Annotated in this window: 18 protein-coding genes; 17 read left to right on the forward strand and 1 reads right to left on the reverse strand. The window is 60.1% G+C overall.

All coding sequences use genetic code 11. The annotated features are described in order from the left end of the window. The first annotated feature begins 191 nt into the window (after positions 1-191). The 10 genes from LOY22_RS08495 to LOY22_RS08540 all read left to right on the forward strand — a co-directional run bounded on the left by LOY22_RS08495 (position 192) and on the right by LOY22_RS08540 (position 7,996). Positions 192-941, forward strand: a complete 750-nt coding sequence (locus LOY22_RS08495; protein ID WP_010224703.1) for an electron transfer flavoprotein subunit beta/FixA family protein — start codon at positions 192-194, stop codon at positions 939-941. Further along, a complete protein-coding gene (locus LOY22_RS08500; RefSeq protein WP_045200521.1) occupies positions 942-1,871 on the forward strand; it encodes an electron transfer flavoprotein subunit alpha/FixB family protein in 930 nt (309 codons plus the stop codon). Between the two features lie 113 nt (positions 1,872-1,984). Continuing rightward, positions 1,985-2,809 carry an ABC transporter substrate-binding protein gene (locus tag LOY22_RS08505; RefSeq protein WP_093385362.1) on the forward strand — a complete coding sequence of 275 codons (825 nt, stop codon included), beginning with the start codon at positions 1,985-1,987 and terminating at the stop codon, positions 2,807-2,809. 9 nt (positions 2,810-2,818) lie between these two features. Continuing rightward, entirely contained in the window at positions 2,819-3,172 is a 354-nt protein-coding gene (locus tag LOY22_RS08510; RefSeq protein WP_045200525.1) for a DUF4398 domain-containing protein, read from the forward strand. Continuing rightward, the gene (locus tag LOY22_RS08515) at positions 3,169-3,978 is read left to right on the forward strand and encodes an OmpA family protein (RefSeq protein ID WP_045200527.1); all 810 of its coding nucleotides are present in this window, start codon (positions 3,169-3,171) and stop codon (positions 3,976-3,978) included. Before LOY22_RS08510 ends, LOY22_RS08515 begins: the two co-directional genes overlap by 4 nt. 406 nt (positions 3,979-4,384) lie before the next feature. Next, positions 4,385-4,570, forward strand: coding sequence for a hypothetical protein (locus LOY22_RS08520; protein ID WP_258597115.1), 186 nt, complete (start codon positions 4,385-4,387; stop codon positions 4,568-4,570). Between the two features lie 425 nt (positions 4,571-4,995). Further along, positions 4,996-6,441, forward strand: a complete 1,446-nt coding sequence (locus LOY22_RS08525) for a PLP-dependent aminotransferase family protein (RefSeq protein WP_045200530.1) — start codon at positions 4,996-4,998, stop codon at positions 6,439-6,441. A gap of 217 nt (positions 6,442-6,658) precedes the next feature. Then, positions 6,659-6,976, forward strand: a complete 318-nt coding sequence (locus tag LOY22_RS08530) for a translation initiation factor 2 (RefSeq protein ID WP_309475569.1) — start codon at positions 6,659-6,661, stop codon at positions 6,974-6,976. A 127-nt stretch (positions 6,977-7,103) separates the two neighbouring features. Then, positions 7,104-7,358: a YkgJ family cysteine cluster protein gene (locus LOY22_RS08535; RefSeq protein WP_045200534.1), complete on the forward strand. Its 255-nt coding sequence runs from the start codon at positions 7,104-7,106 to the stop codon at positions 7,356-7,358. Positions 7,359-7,390: 32 nt separating this feature from the next. After that, positions 7,391-7,996 carry an START domain-containing protein gene (locus LOY22_RS08540; RefSeq protein ID WP_213602003.1) on the forward strand — a complete coding sequence of 202 codons (606 nt, stop codon included), beginning with the start codon at positions 7,391-7,393 and terminating at the stop codon, positions 7,994-7,996. A 142-nt stretch (positions 7,997-8,138) separates the two neighbouring features. On the opposite strand, the gene gltA is transcribed toward LOY22_RS08540, so the two are convergent. Further along, positions 8,139-9,428, reverse strand: coding sequence for a citrate synthase (gene gltA / locus LOY22_RS08545; RefSeq protein ID WP_010224685.1), 1,290 nt, complete (start codon positions 9,426-9,428; stop codon positions 8,139-8,141). A gap of 350 nt (positions 9,429-9,778) precedes the next feature. On the opposite strand from gltA, the gene sdhC reads away from it, so the two are divergent. The 7 genes from sdhC to lpdA all read left to right on the forward strand — a co-directional run bounded on the left by sdhC (position 9,779) and on the right by lpdA (position 18,902). Continuing rightward, positions 9,779-10,165, forward strand: coding sequence for a succinate dehydrogenase, cytochrome b556 subunit (gene sdhC, locus LOY22_RS08550; RefSeq protein WP_174242293.1), 387 nt, complete (start codon positions 9,779-9,781; stop codon positions 10,163-10,165). Further along, positions 10,159-10,527, forward strand: a complete 369-nt coding sequence (gene sdhD, locus LOY22_RS08555) for a succinate dehydrogenase, hydrophobic membrane anchor protein (RefSeq protein ID WP_028945358.1) — start codon at positions 10,159-10,161, stop codon at positions 10,525-10,527. Before sdhC ends, sdhD begins: the two co-directional genes overlap by 7 nt. Before the next feature lie 3 nt (positions 10,528-10,530). Then, the gene (sdhA, locus tag LOY22_RS08560) at positions 10,531-12,303 is read left to right on the forward strand and encodes a succinate dehydrogenase flavoprotein subunit (protein WP_045200538.1); all 1,773 of its coding nucleotides are present in this window, start codon (positions 10,531-10,533) and stop codon (positions 12,301-12,303) included. 11 nt (positions 12,304-12,314) lie between these two features. Beyond that, complete coding sequence (locus tag LOY22_RS08565) at positions 12,315-13,019, forward strand: succinate dehydrogenase iron-sulfur subunit (RefSeq protein WP_010224678.1); 705 nt, start codon at positions 12,315-12,317, stop codon at positions 13,017-13,019. A gap of 246 nt (positions 13,020-13,265) precedes the next feature. Then, positions 13,266-16,097 carry a 2-oxoglutarate dehydrogenase E1 component gene (locus LOY22_RS08570; protein WP_045200540.1) on the forward strand — a complete coding sequence of 944 codons (2,832 nt, stop codon included), beginning with the start codon at positions 13,266-13,268 and terminating at the stop codon, positions 16,095-16,097. Between the two features lie 42 nt (positions 16,098-16,139). Next, positions 16,140-17,360, forward strand: a complete 1,221-nt coding sequence (odhB, locus tag LOY22_RS08575) for a 2-oxoglutarate dehydrogenase complex dihydrolipoyllysine-residue succinyltransferase (RefSeq protein WP_045200542.1) — start codon at positions 16,140-16,142, stop codon at positions 17,358-17,360. A gap of 105 nt (positions 17,361-17,465) precedes the next feature. Next, the gene (gene lpdA / locus LOY22_RS08580; RefSeq protein ID WP_038996215.1) at positions 17,466-18,902 is read left to right on the forward strand and encodes a dihydrolipoyl dehydrogenase; all 1,437 of its coding nucleotides are present in this window, start codon (positions 17,466-17,468) and stop codon (positions 18,900-18,902) included. Positions 18,903-19,044 lie beyond the last annotated feature (142 nt).

Genomic DNA, 19,044 nt, shown 5'->3' on the forward strand with positions numbered 1-19,044 from the left:
TGTAGTGGAGTTTACACGCCACGACAAATAATGACCCACGGGTTTTACAACTGACAGGCCGAAACGAGACCGCTGGGTCAGGGTTAAATTCGTCCACCTGTGATCGTTTTTAGAGGTGCCCTTGTGCCCACGCGCAATCGCCGGGTTTGCCCCAGGCGACATTCTTTTCACCGGAGAGTAACGAGGAATCCATGAAGGTTCTTGTAGCTGTCAAACGAGTGGTCGACTATAACGTCAAGGTTCGCGTCAAGGCGGACAACTCCGGCGTCGACCTTGCTAACGTCAAGATGTCCATGAACCCCTTCTGCGAAATTGCCGTAGAAGAAGCCGTGCGCCTGAAAGAGAAGGGCGTTGCGAGCGAGATCGTCGTCGTTACCGTCGGCCCGGCCACTGCCCAGGAGCAACTGCGTACTGCCCTGGCACTGGGTGCCGACCGCGCCATCCTGGTCGAATCGGCTGAAGAGCTGACTTCGCTGGCTGTGGCCAAGCTGCTCAAGGCAGTGGTCGACAAAGAACAACCGCAGCTGGTGATCCTTGGCAAGCAAGCCATCGACAGCGACAACAACCAGACCGGCCAGATGCTGGCTGCACTGAGCGGTTACGCCCAGGGCACCTTCGCCTCCAAGGTCGAGGTTGCTGGCGACAAGGTCAACGTTACCCGCGAAATCGACGGCGGCCTGCAGACCGTTGCGCTGAACCTGCCAGCCATCGTCACCACCGACCTGCGCCTGAACGAGCCGCGCTACGCGTCGCTGCCGAACATCATGAAGGCCAAGAAGAAGCCGCTGGAGACCGTTACTCCAGACGCGCTGGGCGTTTCCACCGCCTCTACCAACAAGACCCTGAAAGTCGAAGCGCCGGCTGCCCGCAGCGCCGGTATCAAGGTCAAGTCGGTTGCTGAACTGGTCGAGAAACTGAAGAACGAGGCGAAGGTAATCTAAATGACTATCCTGGTTATCGCTGAACACGAAAACGGTGCCGTTGCCCCGGCCACCCTGAACACTGTTGCTGCTGCCGCCAAGATCGGTGGCGACATCCATGTGCTGGTCGCAGGCCAGAACGTCGGTGGCGTCGCTGAAGCCGCGGCCAAGATCGCTGGCGTTGCCAAGGTCCTGGTTGCCGACAACGCCGCCTACGCTCACCAGCTGCCAGAAAACGTCGCACCGCTGGTAGCCGAGCTGGGCAAGGGCTACAGCCACGTGCTGGCTCCTGCCACCTCCAACGGCAAGAACATCCTGCCGCGCGTTGCCGCGCTGCTGGACGTCGACCAGATTTCCGAGATCATCTCGGTTGAATCGGCTGACACCTTCAAGCGTCCGATCTACGCCGGTAACGCCATTGCCACCGTGCAATCGAACGCTGCCGTCAAAGTCATCACCGTCCGTGCCACCGGCTTTGACGCCGTTGCCGCTGAAGGTGGTTCGGCTGCCGTTGAAGCTGTCGCTGCTGCCCACGACGCAGGCAAATCGGCCTTCGTTGGCGAAGAGCTGGCCAAGTCCGACCGCCCTGAGCTGACCGCTGCCAAGATTGTCGTTTCCGGCGGTCGTGGCATGCAGAACGGTGACAACTTCAAGCACCTGTACGCCCTGGCCGACAAGCTCGGCGCTGCCGTCGGTGCTTCGCGCGCTGCGGTCGACGCAGGTTTCGTACCCAACGACATGCAGGTCGGTCAGACCGGCAAGATCGTTGCACCACAGCTGTACATCGCCGTCGGTATTTCCGGCGCGATCCAGCATCTGGCCGGCATGAAAGACTCCAAAGTGATCGTTGCGATCAACAAGGACGAAGAAGCGCCGATCTTCCAGGTGGCCGACTACGGCCTGGTGGCTGACCTGTTCGAAGCCATCCCTGAGCTGGAGAAGCTGGTTTAATCCAGTCGCTTCACTTATAAAAGAGCCCGGTCCGTTCGGGCTGTGCAGGCCTGCCTTGCACAGCCCGGCAGATCGGGCTTTTTCATTCTGGCTAGAAAGTAGGGAGTGGTTGCATGGGATGGCGTGGCCAGATAAATACGGCGCTGGTGTTCGCTGCGGTGCTGATGCCGTTGCAAGCGTGGGCGGTGGGCAAGTGCGAGCGGCTGGTGGCCACCGGCAGCCCCGATGCGCCGCCGTACTCGTGGCGCGATCCGCAAGACCCCAAGCACCTGATGGGCGCCAACGTCGACCTGTTCAGGCAGGTAGCCAGCGAGCTGGGCCTGAAGGTTGAAGTCCTCGACAGCGGCAGCCGCAGCCAGGCCCTGGAAGAGGTGCGCAGCGGTCGTGTCGATTTGCTGATCGATTCACCCTTCGCGGTGGCCGAGCTGACTACGGTCGACTTCGTCCATCCCTCGCTGCTGAGCAACGAATACGTGGTGTGGACTCGCCACGATTCGCCGCTGGTCTATAACACCCTGGCCGATTTGCACGAGCATCGCGGCAGCGTCTCGGAAAAAGCGCGCATGACCCCGGAATTTACTGCCTACGCCAAGAGCCAGTTGCAGCTGGCACCTTCGCAGAATCTGACCCAGGCCTTCCAGAAGTTGCTGCTCGGTCAGGTCGACTATGTGCTGGCCGGGCGCTACGCCGGGATGGCCATGGCTCAGGCCCTGGGCATGAACAACGAGCTGATTGCCCGCGGCTTGCCTCTGGATCGCCCGGGCCTGTACCTGGCGCTGTCGCATAATTCGGCATGCAATGACGCCTGGTTGCGCGGACAACTGGCAAAAAAGCTGACAGAATTGCCGGCCTCCGGCGTGTCCCAGGCGGTGCTGCAACGTAATGTCGAACGCTGGAAAGCGCAGATGCAGGCGCCGCTGGATGCCCCTAAACAGTAGGAAGATTGCGTGAGAACTCATCCATTATTCGCCGCTCTGGCACTGCTGGCCCTGGCCGGATGTGCCAATGACCCGGCCCCGAATGAACAGTTGCGCCTGTCCGAGCAGGCACTGGAGCAGGCCAAGGCGGTGGGTGCCACCGACGAAGTGGCAGAGCTGAAGCAGGCCGAAGAAAAACTGGCTCGGGCCCGAGTCAACATGACCAGCGAATCCTACCGTGACGCGCGCATGCGCGCCGAGCAGGCCGAGCTGGACGCGCGCCTGGCCGAGGCGCGGGTGCTGACGGTCAAGAGCAAGGAGCAGCTGGACTTGCTGCAATCGCGGGTCAATCGCCTGCGTAAACAGTTGGGGGAGCAGCGGTGAGTTCGATCAAACCATTGGCAGCACTGTTGTTGGTCGGTGTGGTCGGCCTGCAGGGCTGCGCCAGCCAGCGCAGCGAGACGGCGCTGGACGAGGCCACGGCCAAGTTCCAGACGGTCAAGGACGATTCCAACGTTTTGCGCAGCGCGCCGCGTGACGTGATTCGTGCCGGTGAATCGCTGGCCCGTGCCGAGCGCCTGTCCAGTTATCTGGGGACCGGCGCCGATGTGCGCCATTACGCCTACCTGAGCCAGCGCTACAGCGATATTGCCCGCGAGCACAGCAATCTGGTGCTCAACCAGGAACGCCTGGCCAAGCTTGAGCTTGAGCGTCAGCGCCTGCAGCTGGCGTTGCGTGAGGCCAAGCTTGCCAGCGTGCAGCAGCAGGGCAAATGGCTGGAAGCGCAGATCGTCAGCCTGGCCACCGAGCAGAGCGACCGTGGCTTGGTGATGACCCTGGGCGACGTGCTGTTCGACACCGGGCATGCGGAGCTTAAAAACTCGGCCAGCCGCACGGTGCTCAAGCTGGTGCAGTTCCTCCAGCTCAACCCCAAGCGCATTATCCGTATCGAGGGTTATACCGACAGCACGGGCGCGCCTGAGGATAACCTCAAATTGTCCCGGGATCGGGCTCAGGCGGTAGCCGATATGCTGATCGACCTGGGTGTCGATGAAAAGCGCATCGAGGTCGAGGGCTATGGCGACCAGTATCCGGTCGAGGCCAATGCCTCGGAGCGGGGCAGGGCGCAGAACCGTCGGGTCGAGATCGTCTTTTCCGACGACAAGGGCAAGCTTGGCGCGGCGCGCTGAGTAATGGATGAAGAAACCCGGTGAGTGTTCCTCTCCGGGTTTTTTATGGCTCTTCAGGGGCTTGGGTTGGGTTTTTGAAGCTGGGGGCTTATCTATTCGGTGCGGTGCGGTGCGGTGCGGTGCGGTGCGGTGCGGTGCGGTGCGGCTGCCGGCCCCTTCCGCCTTTACGGCGGCCTACTTTTCTCTTGGGAAAAGTTGGCAAAACCGCTTGCCCCTGCATACGGCCCTACGCTGCGCTTCGGGTCCCCTCGCTACGGCACCTTCCGGGGCATCGCGGCCTACGACTTGCTACGCCAAGTCTACGTCTCGCGTCTTCGGCTGACGCCGAAGGTGCTGCGCACCGCCCCTACAGGCACCTACGCTCGGCCTCCTGAAGTCGCTTTTCGCGGCGCCTGGAAATGCGTGCATGAACATCAAGATCAAGATCAAGATCAAGATCAAGATCAAGATCAAGATCAAGATCAAGCAAGTTGGTACTCGTTTTGCCAGCGGGCTTGTCCCGCTCCTGGGTCAGCCTGGCTGCGCCAACATCTGCTTTCGCAGATACGCCAGTGCAGGCGCCGCCCGTAACTTCGCGACTTCAGGAGGCTGAGCGTAGGTGTCTGGAGGGGGCTGGTGCGTAGCACCCTTCGGCCTATGCCGAAGTCGCGAGACGTAGACTTGGCGAAGCAAGTCGTAGGCCGCGATGCCCCAGGAAGGCACCGTAGCGAAGGAACCCGGAGCGCAGCGTAGGGCCGTATGCTGGAGCGAGCGGTTTTGGTTCCTTTTGCCAAGAACAAAAGGGACCCGCCGTAAGGGCGGAAGGGGCCAGCAGCGGCGCCACATCGAATGGATAAGCTCGCAGCCTCAACATCCCCACCCTGGTTGTGACAAATGGCGCATCCCCGCCTCTGTCACACAACTGTATTGTCGACTATTCTGCAATCTGTCCCAGTACACTTCGCAACTGTTCCGGTATTCTTGGCCGAAAACAGCCGTACAAAAACAACTACATTGCCTGCGTGTCGAGAACTGATCATGACCAACCTGTTGCTCTACCAGCGCATCGCCCAGCAACTGGCCGAAGATATTCGCCGCGGTGTGTACCAGCCAGGTGAGCGGGTGCCGTCGGTGCGCAAGATGAGCTCGCAGCTCAATGTCAGCCATGCCACGGTGCTGCAGGCCTATGCCAATCTCGAAGACCAGGGCTTGATTCGCGCGCGGCCGCAGTCCGGCTATTACGTGCACCAGACCCCTGCGTTGACCGCACAGACGCCGGATATCGCCCGGGTCGAGCGCCCGGGGCTGGTCACGCGCAGCAGTATCATTCAGCAGGTATTGACCGAAGCCCGGCGCGACGGGGTGTTTCCCTTTGGCGCGGCGGTGCCGCATGTCGACTATTTGCCGGTGCGCGCGTTGCACCAGCAATTGGCCAAGGTCACCCGCTTTCATAGCCCGCGGGCGTTCAGCTACATGTTCAGCCCGGGTTTCGAGCCGTTGCGCCGGCAGATCGCCATTCGCATGCGCGATGCCGGCGTGGTGGTCGACCCCAGCGAAGTGGTGGTCACCCATGGCTGCGTCGATGCCCTGCAGATGTCGTTGCGGGTGCTGACCCGGCCGGGCGACCTGATCGCCGCCGAATCACCGACCTACTACGGTTTGCTGCAACTGGCCGACCTGCTTGGCCTGAAAGTCATCGAGATCCCCAGCGATCCATCCACCGGCATCAGCCTCGAAGCGTTGCAGTTGGCGGCCAACCAGTGGTCGATCAAGGCCCTGGTGCTGACCGCGCGCCTGAGCAATCCGCTGGGCGGCACCATTCCGGAAGATCGCCAGAAGCAGCTGTTGCGCCTGGCGTCGGATTTCGACATCCAGATCATCGAAGACGATATCTATGGCGAGTTGATGTTCGAGCAGGGCAAGACCAAGGCGCTCAAGGCCTTCGACCGGCTCGGGCGGGTGATCTATTGCTCAAGCTTTTCCAAGACCTTGTCTCCCGGTGTGCGTATCGGCTGGATGGTTGCCGGCAAGTACCAGGCGGAAATCCAGCGCTTGCAGACCTTTACCACCCACTCGGCCTGCAGCGTGACGCAGATGGGGGTGGCGTCCTACTTGGAGAACGGTGGTTACGACCGGCATCTGCGTTTCATCCGCCAGGAATATCGGAAAAATCTCAGCGCCTACCAGCTGGCGGTGCAACAGCATTTCCCGGAAGGTACGCAGATGACCCGGCCCACCGGCGGTTTCATTCTCTGGGTGAGCCTGCCGGGCCGGGTCAATACCCAGGAATTGCACGTGCGTGCGCTGCAGCAGGGCATCAGTATCGCCCCAGGGTTGATCTTCAGTAACACCGAGCAATTCAACCACTGCATTCGTCTGAACTGCGGCATCCCGTGGAATCGTGAGGCGGAGCGGGCGGTGATGACCCTGGGCATGCTCGCCAGCCAGTTGTGCCAGGAATCGGCCTCGGGCGCTTTTTTCTAGACTTGCCAGTCGTGTCAGGAACGGGGAGCATAAGCATTTTTAGGGATAATCGTCGGTGCCTATGAAAGCGTTGCGTTGTATCGGGCTGTCCCTGTGTTTGCTCGGTGGCTTGGCTTGCACCTGGGCAGCAGTGGCCGAAACCGCACCGGCCGGCAAAACCTCCACTAGCAAAAGCGCCAAGCCTGCAGCCAAGCCAAAGCAGGCAAAAGCGCCGCCGGTGCGTAAAAAGGCAAGCACCAAAGCCACCCAGCGCAGCGTACGCAAAAATGCCAAGGCGGCGCCCGCGCCATTGTCCAAGACCAAGCTCGACCTGAGCCTGCCCTCGGGCATGGTCAAGGAGCTCAAGCCCGATACCCAGGAGCAGGCACCTTTGCCCAAGCCATTGCTGCCCTACCTGTTTGGTGAGAAACCGCCTTCCGACAGCCCGTTTCAGCTCAATGGCCGGCTGATCAGCAACGAAATGCAGCTGCAACTGCGTAACGACAGTCGCAAGGATGTCGAAGGCGCGGCGATTGAGTTCGAGTTCAAGCAGTAGGGCGAAACTGACTGTCCAGTCACCCCTTTGGGGTTGATATTTCATCCTGCGAGCAATTTCAAACGCCTGTTTAAGCGGTTACTATCCGGATTCATTCATCATTTGTTACTCCGAGGATTCTGTTGTCATGAACTGCCGTGAAGGTTGTGGCGCCTGCTGCATTGCGCCCTCCATCAGCTCGCCGATACCGGGGATGCCCAAGGGCAAGCCCGCCGGTGAGCGCTGCCTGCACTTGTCGGTTGCCAACCTCTGCGGCTTGTTCGGCAAGCCCGAGCGCCCGCCGGTGTGTGGTGGTTTCAAGGCAGAGGCCGAGATCTGCGGCAACGACCGCGACGAGGCGATCAGGATCCTGGGGTGGCTGGAGCAAATGACGGCAGCTTGAAACGCGGATCTTCGACAATAAGGAACAAAAGCATGGGATCGTTTAAGCACATGGCACTGGTGTTGGGTCTGGGAGCGGCGCTGGTGCCCCTGGCGCATGCCGAGGACTGGAAGCAGGCCAAGAAAGAAGACGGAATCAAGATCGATCTCAGTGAGGTTGCCGGTTCCGACTACAAGGCCTATCGCGGCGTTACCTTTATCAAGGCGCCACTGGCCAAGGTCAGGGCCCTGCAGGAAGACGTTGCCGGGGCCTGCGCCTGGATTCATGAGTGCAAGACGCAAAAGCTGCTGAAAACCGAAGGTGACCAGAGCTGGACCTACACTCAATTTAATACCCCGTGGCCGGTCACTGCGCGTGATTCGGTCATGCATGTCACCACTACCGTAGCGGCTGATGGCAGCCTGATCCGCAAGCTTCAAGGCGTGCCCACGTACCTGCCGGAAGAGAAGGGCTTCGTGCGGGTGGCCAAGGTTGATGGGTTCTGGAAGCTGCAGCCAAAAGACGGCGGCACCGAAGTGACTTACCAGGTGCACACCGAGCCGGGCGGCAGCGTGCCGTCGATGGTGGCGAACAAGTTTGTGGTCGATGCGCCGTTCAATACCTTGAAGGCGTTGAAAGAGCTGGCCGAGAAGCCGTAAGTACAGTTGCATCAGTTGGCGGGCTTGAGGCAACTGTTGGGCAATCGCGGGGCAAGCCCGCTCCCACAGAACCGCAGCCCGCGATGAGCGCAATAAAAAAGGCTGCCCGAGGGCAGCCTTTTTTCGTGTTCGGCCCAAAGGCTTACTTGCGGTCTTCCAGTTTGACGATGTCGCGCGACTCGTAGCCGGTGTACAGCTGGCGAGGGCGGCCGATCTTGTACGGGCTGGAGAGCATTTCTTTCCAGTGCGAGATCCAGCCGACGGTCCGCGCCAGGGCGAAGATCACGGTGAACATGCTGGTTGGAATGCCGATCGCCTTGAGGATGATCCCCGAGTAGAAGTCGACGTTCGGGTACAGCGAGCGCTCGATGAAGTAAGGATCGGTGAGGGCGATCTCTTCCAGGCGCATGGCCAGTTCCAGCTGCGGGTCGTTCTTGATGCCCAGCTCGCGCAGGACTTCGTCGCAGGTCTGTTTCATCACGGTGGCGCGCGGGTCGCGGTTTTTGTAAACGCGGTGACCGAAGCCCATCAGCTTGAACGGATCGTTCTTGTCCTTGGCCTTGGCGATGAATTTGTCGATGTTCGAGACATCGCCGATTTCATCGAGCATGGTCAGTACCGCTTCGTTGGCGCCGCCGTGGGCAGGGCCCCACAGTGCAGCGATGCCGGCAGCGATACAGGCGAACGGGTTGGCACCCGAAGAGCCGGCCAGACGGACGGTGGAGGTCGATGCGTTCTGCTCGTGGTCGGCGTGGAGGATGAAGATCCGGTCCATTGCCTTGGCCAGCACCGGGCTGATCGGTTTGATCTCGCACGGGGTGTTGAACATCATGTGCAGGAAGTTTTCCGCGTACGACAGGTCATTGCGCGGATACATCATGGGCTGGCCCATGGAGTACTTGTACACCATCGCTGCCAGGGTCGGCATCTTGGCGACCAGGCGGACCGCGGAGATTTCGCGGTGCTGCGGGTTATTGATGTCCAGCGAGTCATGGTAGAACGCCGACAGGGCGCCAACCACGCCGCACATGACAGCCATCGGGTGGGCGTCGCGGCGGAAGCCGTTGAAGAAGGACTTCAACTGCTCGTGAACCATGGTGTGGTTCTTCACGGTGCTGACGAACTGAGCCTTCTGCTCGGCATTCGGCAGTTCGCCGTTGAGCAGCAGGTAGCAAGTCTCGAGGTAGTCGGATTTTTCGGCCAGCTGCTCGATCGGATAGCCGCGGTGCAGCAGGATACCCTTGTCGCCGTCGATATAAGTGATCTTCGACTCGCAGGATGCGGTCGCCATGAAACCAGGGTCGAAAGTGAAGTGACCCGTGGCCCCCAACCCTCTAACGTCGATAACATCGGGACCAACGGTGCCGGTTAAAATGGGCAGCTCGACGGGGGCTGCGCCCTCGATGACCAACTGCGCTTTTTTGTCAGCCATGTGGCCTCCTATTAATGCTTGAAATCATCAGACAGACCCCCCACGCAGGGCCCGCACCACTATAGTGAGATAAATTCGAATGTCAATTTGCCTAAAGCACGGTTGTAAAGGGCTTTGGGCGCTGTTTTTCCTCGAAATTACCGCCCGTTTACGCCTTTTGTTCGCTAAAGGCAATGCGCTATTTGGGCTAGGTGTCTGCGTTGTCATTAGTAGCCTAACTGTCTATAATCGGCCCCCGACCGCCAGGGGCTTGCAAGCCCGTGTTGCTGGGGTCGTCACTCCCTGGGTGGTGGGTACCTGACCAGTACACTTACCAACAACTTTGCCCTGCTTGCTAGGGGCTCTTCAGTGTGAAAAAAGCCGTGAAAAGCCAACGACCTGTAAACCTAGACCTAAGGACCATCAAACTCCCCATTACCGGCGTTACGTCATTTCTTCACCGTGTTTCCGGCATCATCCTCTTCCTCGGCCTTGGCTTCATGCTTTATGCATTGGGCAAATCCCTGGGTTCGGAGGAAGGTTTCGCCGAGGTGAAGGCATGCTTGACCAGTCCGCTGGCCAAGTTCGTGGCATGGGGCCTCCTGTCCGCCTTGCTGTATCACTTGGTAGCCGGTGTGCGCCACTTGATCATGGACATGGGCATCGGTGAAACGCTGGAAGGCGGCCGACTGGGCTCGAAAATTATCATCGCCGTTTCCGTGGTGGTGATTGTGCTGGCAGGAGTTTGGATATGGTAACCAACGTCACGAACCTCTCGCGTTCGGGCCTCTATGACTGGATGGCGCAGCGCGTTTCTGCGGTCGTTCTCGCGGCTTATTTCATTTTCCTGATCGGATACCTGGTCGCGCACCCGGGCATCGAGTTTGCCCAGTGGCACGCTCTGTTCTCCAACAACGCGATGCGTATTTTCAGTCTGCTGGCCCTTGTGGCCCTGGGCGCTCACGCCTGGGTCGGCATGTGGACCATTGCCACCGACTACCTGACGCCGATGGCGCTGGGCAAGTCGGCGACTGCCGTACGTTTCCTGTTCCAGGCGGTATGTGGTGTCGCGATGTTCGCGTACTTCGTCTGGGGTGTGCAGATTCTCTGGGGTATCTGATTCATGGCTAACATTCCTACGATTTCATTCGACGCCATCATCATTGGTGGCGGCGGTGCCGGCATGCGCGCAGCGCTGCAGCTGGCTCAGGGCGGTCACAAGACTGCCGTGATCACCAAGGTCTTCCCGACCCGTTCGCACACTGTATCGGCCCAGGGTGGCATCACCTGCGCCATCGCTTCGGCCGACCCGAACGATGACTGGCGCTGGCACATGTACGATACTGTCAAGGGTTCCGACTATATCGGTGACCAGGACGCTATCGAATACATGTGTCAGGAAGGTCCTGCTGCCGTGTTCGAGCTGGACCACATGGGTCTGCCGTTCTCGCGTACCGAGCAAGGCCGTATCTACCAGCGCCCGTTCGGCGGTCAGTCCAAGGACTTTGGTAAAGGTGGCCAGGCCGCCCGTACCTGCGCCGCTTCCGACCGTACCGGTCACGCGCTGCTGCACACCCTGTACCAGGGCAACCTGAAAGCAGGCACCACCTTCCTCAACGAGTACTACGCCGTTGACCTGGTGAAGAACCAGGAAGGTGCGTTCGTCGGTGTGATCGCCATCTGCATCGAAACCGGCGAAACCCTGTACATCAAAGCCAAGGCCACTGTTCTGGCCACCGGCGGTGCAGGCCGTATCTACTCCTCCACCACCAACGCCCTGATCAATACCGGTGACGGTATCGGCATGGCCCTGCGTGCAGGCGTTCCGGTGCAGGACATCGAGATGTGGCAGTTCCACCCGACCGGCATCGCCGGCGCTGGTGTACTGGTCACCGAAGGTTGCCGCGGTGAAGGCGGTTACCTGATCAACAAGCATGGCGAGCGTTTCATGGAACGTTATGCGCCTAACGCCAAAGACCTCGCCGGTCGTGACGTTGTGGCCCGTTCCATGGTTAAAGAGATCATCGCCGGCAACGGCTGTGGCCCTAACGGCGACCACGTGATGCTCAAGCTTGACCACCTGGGTGAAGAAGTACTGCACAGCCGCCTGCCAGGCATCTGTGAGCTGTCCAAGACCTTCGCTCACGTTGACCCTGTGGTCGCGCCGGTTCCTGTTGTGCCAACCTGCCACTACATGATGGGCGGCGTTGCCACCAACATCCATGGCCAGGCCATGACCCAGGACGCCGATGGCGTCGACCACATCATCCCGGGCCTGTTCGCGGTCGGTGAAGTGGCGTGCGTATCGGTTCACGGTGCCAACCGCCTGGGCGGCAACTCGCTGCTCGACCTGGTGGTCTTCGGTCGCGCCGCCGGCCTGCACCTGGAAAAAGCACTGAGCGACGGTATCGAATACCTCGACGCCAGCGACACCGACATTGATGTTGCCCTGAGCCGTCTGAACAAGCTCAACGAGCGCAACACCGGCGAAGACGTGGCTACCCTGCGTCGCGAACTGCAAAGCTGCATGCAGAACTACTTCGGTGTATTCCGTACCGGCGAATACATGCAGAAGGGTATCGAGCAACTGGCTGGCCTGCGCGAGCGTATCGCCAACGTCAAGATCAACGACAAGTCCCAGGCCTTCAACACCGCGCGTATCGAAGCGCTGGAGCTGCAGAACCTGCTGGAAGTCGCTGAAGCCACTGCCATCGCTGCAGAAGTCCGTAAAGAGTCCCGCGGCGCTCACGCCCGTGAAGACTTCGAAGACCGTGACGACGAAAACTGGCTGTGCCACACCCTGTACTTCCCGGGTGAGAAGCGCGTCGCCAAGCGCGCCGTCAACTTCGCGCCGAAAACCGTTCCGGCGTTCGAGCCTAAAGTCCGGACTTACTAAGGGTGGCCACAATGTTGCAAGTCGAAGTTTATCGTTACAACCCCGATACCGACTCGGCACCCAAGATGCAGGTGTTCCAGGTCGATACCGGCGGCAAGGACCTGATGGTTCTCGATGTCTTGGCACTGATCAAGGAACAGGACGAAGGTTTCTCGTATCGTCGTTCCTGCCGTGAAGGTGTTTGCGGTTCCGATGGCATGAACATCAACGGCAAGAACGGCCTGGCCTGCATCACGCCGCTGTCGGCCGTGGTCAAGCGCAACAAGCTGATCGTTCGCCCGTTGCCTGGATTGCCGGTCATTCGTGACCTGGTCGTCGATATGAGCATCTTCTACAAACAGTACGAGAAGGTGAAGCCATTCCTGCAGAACGATACGCCGGCTCCGGCCATCGAGCGTCTGCAGTCGCCGGAAGAACGCGAAAAGCTGGACGGCCTGTACGAGTGCATCCTGTGCGCTTGCTGCTCGACTTCCTGCCCGTCGTTCTGGTGGAACCCGGACAAGTTCCTCGGTCCAGCTGCACTGCTGCAGGCCTATCGTTTCCTGGCCGACAGCCGTGACACCAAGACCCAGGAGCGTCTGGCTTCGCTGGATGACCCGTTCAGCGTGTTCCGTTGCCGCGGCATCATGAACTGCGTAAACGTTTGCCCTAAAGGTCTGAACCCGACCAAGGCCATCGGTCACGTACGTAACATGCTGCTGCAAAGCGGTACCTGATTTTAAAAGTGTTGTACCCGTAGTACGCCAAGGTGCGGGCCCTTGCCCGCACCAAGGTGAAACCCGAGCTAGGGCCCACAAAGCCCAAGCTTTTACCTATGAAGATATGAGACCAGCAGGGGCTTCCGGGCTGGTACCCGGAAAATCTGTAGGATCCTTGGTGGCTTGGTTGGGTCGCTGCATTAGGACTTTTCCAGGCGTGCTGTGGCTCTTGCCGATCCGTCCCCTAACCGAGGGTGACCAAGCATGCAAGAAAGCGTGATGCAGCGCATGTGGGATAGCGCCCACCTTTCAGGTGGTAACGCTGCATATGTGGAAGAGCTCTACGAGCTTTACCTGCACGACCCTAACGCTGTGCCAGAAGAGTGGCGCACTTACTTCCAGAAGTTGCCCGCCGAAGGCAGCACCGCTACCGATGTATCGCACTCTACAATCCGCGACCATTTCGTACTGCTGGCAAAGAACCAGCGCCGCGCCCAACCGGTTTCCGCCGGGAGCGTGAGCAGTGAACACGAGAAGAAGCAGGTTGAAGTTCTGCGACTGATCCAGGCCTACCGTATGCGCGGCCACCAAGCCGCTAAGCTCGACCCCCTGGGGTTGTGGCAGCGCCCTGCGCCAGTAGACCTGTCGATCAATCATTACGGCTTGACCAATGCCGATCTTGATACGACCTTCCGTGCCGGCGACCTGTTCATCGGCAAAGAGGAAGCGAGCCTACGCGAAATCTTCGACGCTTTGCAGCAGACATATTGCCGCACCATTGGCGCCGAATTCACCCACATCGTCGACTCCGAGCAGCGCAGCTGGTTCCAGCAGCGTCTGGAGAGCGTGCGTGGGCGTCCAGTCTTCTCCGCGGATATTCAGAGCCACCTGCTCGAGCGCGTCACCGCCGCCGAGGGTCTGGAAAAATACCTGGGTACCAAATACCCGGGCACTAAGCGTTTCGGCCTGGAAGGCGGCGAAAGCCTGATTCCGATGCTGGACGAGCTGATTCAACGCTCCGGTTCCTACGGCACCAAGGAAGTTGTCATCGGCATGGCTCACCGTGGCCGTCTGAACGTCCTGGTCAACACCTTCGGCAAGAACCCGCGCGACCTGTTCGACGAGTTCGAAGGCAAGAAGAAGGTCGAGCTGGGCTCCGGTGACGTCAAATACCACCAGGGCTTCTCGTCCAACGTGATGACCGCCGGTGGCGAAGTTCACCTGGCCATGGCGTTCAACCCTTCGCACCTGGAGATCGTCTCGCCAGTGGTTGAAGGTTCGGTACGTGCCCGTCAGGACCGTCGCAACGACACCGTTGGCGACAAGGTACTGCCGATTTCCATCCACGGTGACGCGGCATTCGCCGGTCAAGGCGTGGTCATGGAAACCTTCCAGATGTCGCAGACCCGCGGTTTCAAGACCGGCGGTACCGTGCACATCGTGATCAACAACCAGGTTGGTTTCACCATCAGCAACCCGCTGGACTCGCGTTCCACCGAGTACGCCACCGACGTCGCCAAGATGATTCAGGCGCCGATCCTGCACGTCAACGGTGATGATCCGGAAGCGGTGCTGTTCGTGACCCAGCTGGCGGTCGATTACCGCATGCAGTTCAAGCGTGACGTGGTCATCGACCTGGTCTGCTACCGTCGTCGCGGCCACAACGAGGCCGACGAGCCGAACGGCACACAGCCGCTGATGTACCAGCAGATCGCCAAGCAGCGCACCACCCGCGAACTCTACGCCGAAGCCCTGACCCAGTCGGGCCGTCTTGACGCCGAACGCGTCCAGGCCAAGGTCGACGAGTACCGCAACGCGCTGGATAACGGCCTGCACGTAGTAAAAAGCCTGGTCAAAGAGCCGAACAAAGAGCTGTTCGTCGACTGGCGTCCGTACCTGGGTCACACCTGGACCGCGCGTCACGACACCCGCTTCGATCTGAAGACCCTGCAGGAACTGTCGGCCAAGCTGCTGGAGCTGCCGGAAGGTTTCGTGGTTCAGCGTCAGGTTTCGAAGATCTACGAAGATCGCCAGAAGATGCAGGCCGGTGGCTTGCCGATCAACTGGGGCTACGCCGAAACCATGGCCTACGCGACCCTGCTGTTTGAAGGTCATCCGATCCGCATGACGGGTCAGGATATCGGTCGCGGCACTTTCTCGCACCGCCACGCGGTACTGCACAACCAGAAAGACGCCAGCACCTACCTGCCACTGCAGAACCTGTACGCCGGTCAGCCTAAGTTCGACCTGTACGACTCCTTCCTCTCGGAAGAAGCGGTACTGGCCTTCGAATACGGCTACTCCACCACCACGCCGAACGCGCTGGTGATCTGGGAAGCCCAGTTCGGCGACTTCGCCAACGGTGCCCAGGTGGTTGTCGACCAGTTCATCACCAGCGGCGAGCACAAGTGGGGCCGTCTGTGCGGTCTGACCATGCTGCTGCCACACGGTTATGAAGGGCAGGGGCCTGAGCACTCCTCGGCACGTCTGGAGCGTTACCTGCAGCTGTGCGCCGAGCACAACGTCCAGGTTTGCGTACCGACCACGCCGGCTCAGATCTACCACCTGCTGCGTCGTCAGGTCATCCGTCCGCTGCGCAAGCCGCTGATCGTGCTGACGCCAAAGTCGCTGCTGCGCCACAAACTGGCCATCTCGACCCTGGAAGAACTGGCCGAAGGCTCGTTCCAGACCGTGATCCCGGAAATCGATACCCTCGATCCGAAGAACGTCACGCGCCTGGTTCTGTGCAGCGGCAAGGTCTACTACGATCTGCTGGAAAAACGCCGTGCCGAAGGCCGCGAAGATATCGCCATCGTGCGTATCGAGCAGCTGTATCCGTTCCCTGAAGACGACCTGGTCGAAATCCTCGCGCCGTACACCAATCTCAAAGATGTGGTGTGGTGCCAGGAAGAGCCAATGAACCAGGGCGCCTGGTACAGCAGCCAACACCACATGCGTCGCATTCTGACCCGTCACAACAAGGACCTGGTCCTCGAGTACGCCGGTCGCGATGCTTCGGCAGCACCTGCTTGTGGTTACGCTTCGATGCACGCCGAGCAGCAGGAAAAACTGCTGCAAGATGCCTTCACCGTTTAATGCCATCGCGCACCAGAAACCGAATTTAAGGAACCACTGATAATGGCTATCGAGATCAAAGCCCCTACTTTCCCGGAATCGGTTGCCGATGGCACCGTTGCCACCTGGCACAAGCAACCGGGCGAAGCGGTCAAGCGTGACGAGCTGATCGTCGACATCGAAACCGACAAGGTTGTCCTGGAAGTACTGGCTACCGCTGACGGCGTGCTGGGCGCTATCGTCAAGGGCGAGGGCGAAACCGTCCTGTCCGACGAAGTCCTGGGTTCGATCGAAGCAGGTGGTGTTGCTGCCGCGGCGCCTGCCGCTGCTGCCGCGCCTGCCGCCGCTGCTCCTGCTGCCGCTGCTGCTGGCGACGAAGACGCCATCGGCGCTCCGGCTGCCCGCAAGCTGGCCGAAGAAAACGGCATCGCCCTGAACAGCATCAAGGGCACCGGCAAAGACGGTCGCATCACCAAGGAAGACGTGGTTGCTGCCATCGAAGCGAAGAAATCCGCTCCGGCTGCCGCACCTGCCGCCAAGCCAGCCGCTGCTGCCGCTGCCCCGGTCGTCGCCACTGGCGATCGCACCGAGAAGCGTGTACCGATGACTCGCGTACGTGCAACCGTTGCCAAGCGCCTGGTCGAAGCTCAGTCGAACATGGCCATGCTGACCACCTTCAACGAAGTCGACATGACCGAAGTCATGGCCCTGCGTTCGAAGTACAAGGACCTGTTCGAGAAGACCCACAACGGCGTACGCCTGGGCTTCATGTCGTTCTTCGTCAAGGCTGCCACCGAAGCGCTGAAACGCTTCCCGGCCGTCAACGCCTCGATCGACGGTTCCGACATCGTCTACCACGGTTATGCGGACATCGGCGTTGCCGTTTCCAGCGACCGCGGCCTGGTGGTACCGGTACTGCGTAACGCCGAGCAGATGAGCCTGGCTGAAATCGAGAACGGCATCGCCACCTTCGGCAAGAAAGCCCGTGACGGCAAACTGTCGATCGACGAAATGACCGGCGGTACCTTCACCATCACCAACGGTGGTACCTTTGGTTCGATGATGTCGACCCCGATCGTCAACCCGCCGCAGGCTGCGATCCTGGGCATGCACAACATCATCCAGCGTCCTATGGCCGTTAACGGTCAGGTCGTGATCCGCCCGATGATGTACCTGGCACTGTCCTACGACCACCGTCTGATCGACGGTAAAGAAGCCGTGACCTTCCTGGTGACCATCAAGAACCTGCTGGAAGACCCGGCTCGTCTGCTGCTGGATATCTGATTGAGCAGCTGCAAGCTGCAAGCTTCAAGCGGCAAGCCTGAACGGTTTGCGCTTGAGCTTGTGGCTTGCAGCTTATCGCTTGCAGCTTTAAAGAGGATTTTCTGAATGTCGCAAAAATTTGATGTGGTAGTGATTGGCGCAGGTCCTGGCGGCTACGTAGCTGCCATCAAGGCTGCGCAACTCGGTCTGAGCACTGCCTGTATCGAGAAGTACACTGACGGCGAAGGCAAGCTGGCCCTCGGCGGTACCTGCCTGAACGTGGGTTGCATTCCTTCCAAGGCGCTGCTGGACAGCTCCTGGAAATACAAGGAAGCCAAAGAGAGCTTCAACGTCCACGGTATCTCCACTGGCGAAGTGAAGATGGACGTCGCCGCGATGGTTGGCCGCAAGGCTGGCATCGTCAAAAACCTGACCGGCGGTGTTGCCACCCTGTTCAAGGCCAACGGCGTCACCTCGATCCAGGGCCACGGTAAACTGCTGGCTGGCAAGAAAGTCGAAGTCACCAAGGCTGACGGCACCACCGAAATCATCGAAGCCGAGAACGTCATCCTGGCTTCCGGTTCGCGTCCGATCGACATTCCACCGGCTCCGGTCGACCAGAACGTCATCGTCGATTCCACCGGCGCCCTGGAATTCCAAACCGTACCTAAGCGCCTGGGCGTGATCGGTGCTGGCGTGATCGGCCTGGAGCTGGGTTCGGTCTGGGCTCGCCTGGGCGCAGAAGTCACCGTCCTCGAAGCCCTGGACACCTTCCTGATGGCCGCTGACGCCGCTGTCTCCAAGGAAGCGCTGAAAACCCTGACCAAGCAAGGCCTGGACATCAAGCTGGGCGCTCGCGTGACCGGCTCGAAGGTCAACGGCGCTGAAGTCGAAGTGACCTACACCGACGCCAACGGCGAGCAGAAGATCACCTTCGACAAGTTGATCGTTGCGGTCGGCCGTCGTCCGGTGACCACCGATCTGCTGGCTGCCGACAGCGGCGTGACCATCGACGAGCGTGGTTTCATCTTCGTCGACGATCACTGCGCGACCAGCGTACCGGGCGTTTACGCCATCGGTGACGTGGTTCGTGGCATGATGCTGGCGCACAAGGCCTCGGAAGAGGGCATCATGGTCGTCGAGCGCATCAAGGGCCACAAAGCCCAGATGAACTACGACCTGATCCCGTCGGTTATCTACACCCACCCGGAAATCGCATGGGTCGGTAAAACCGAACAGACCTTGAAGGCCGAAGGCGTTGAGGTTAACGTGGGCACCTTCCCGTTCGCGGCCAGCGGCCGTGCGATGGCTGCCAACGACACCGGTGGTTTCGTCAAGGTCATCGCCGATGCCAAGACCGACCGCGTCCTGGGTGTACACGTGATTGGCCCATCGGCTGCCGAACTGGTGCAGCAGGGTGCAATCGCAATGGAATTCGGCACCAGCGCCGAAGACCTGGGCATGATGGTTTTCTCCCATCCGACCCTGTCCGAAGCGCTGCATGAAGCCGCGCTGGCTGTGAATGGCGGTGCCATTCACGTTGCCAACCGTAAGAAGCGTTAAACAATAAGAAACCACGGCGGGTGGCCCGTCGTGAGTCTTGCGTGCATGACTCACCGCGGAAAGTCCGCCGGACTCGAACTCCCGGAGCATACCGGGGGCAAGTGGTCACAGGTGGCGCGGCACTCCCATGGAGCGCAGCGCC

The sequence above is a fragment of the Pseudomonas sp. B21-035 genome (assembly GCF_024748945.1).
In the GTDB taxonomy this organism is placed as follows: Bacteria; Pseudomonadota; Gammaproteobacteria; order Pseudomonadales; family Pseudomonadaceae; genus Aquipseudomonas.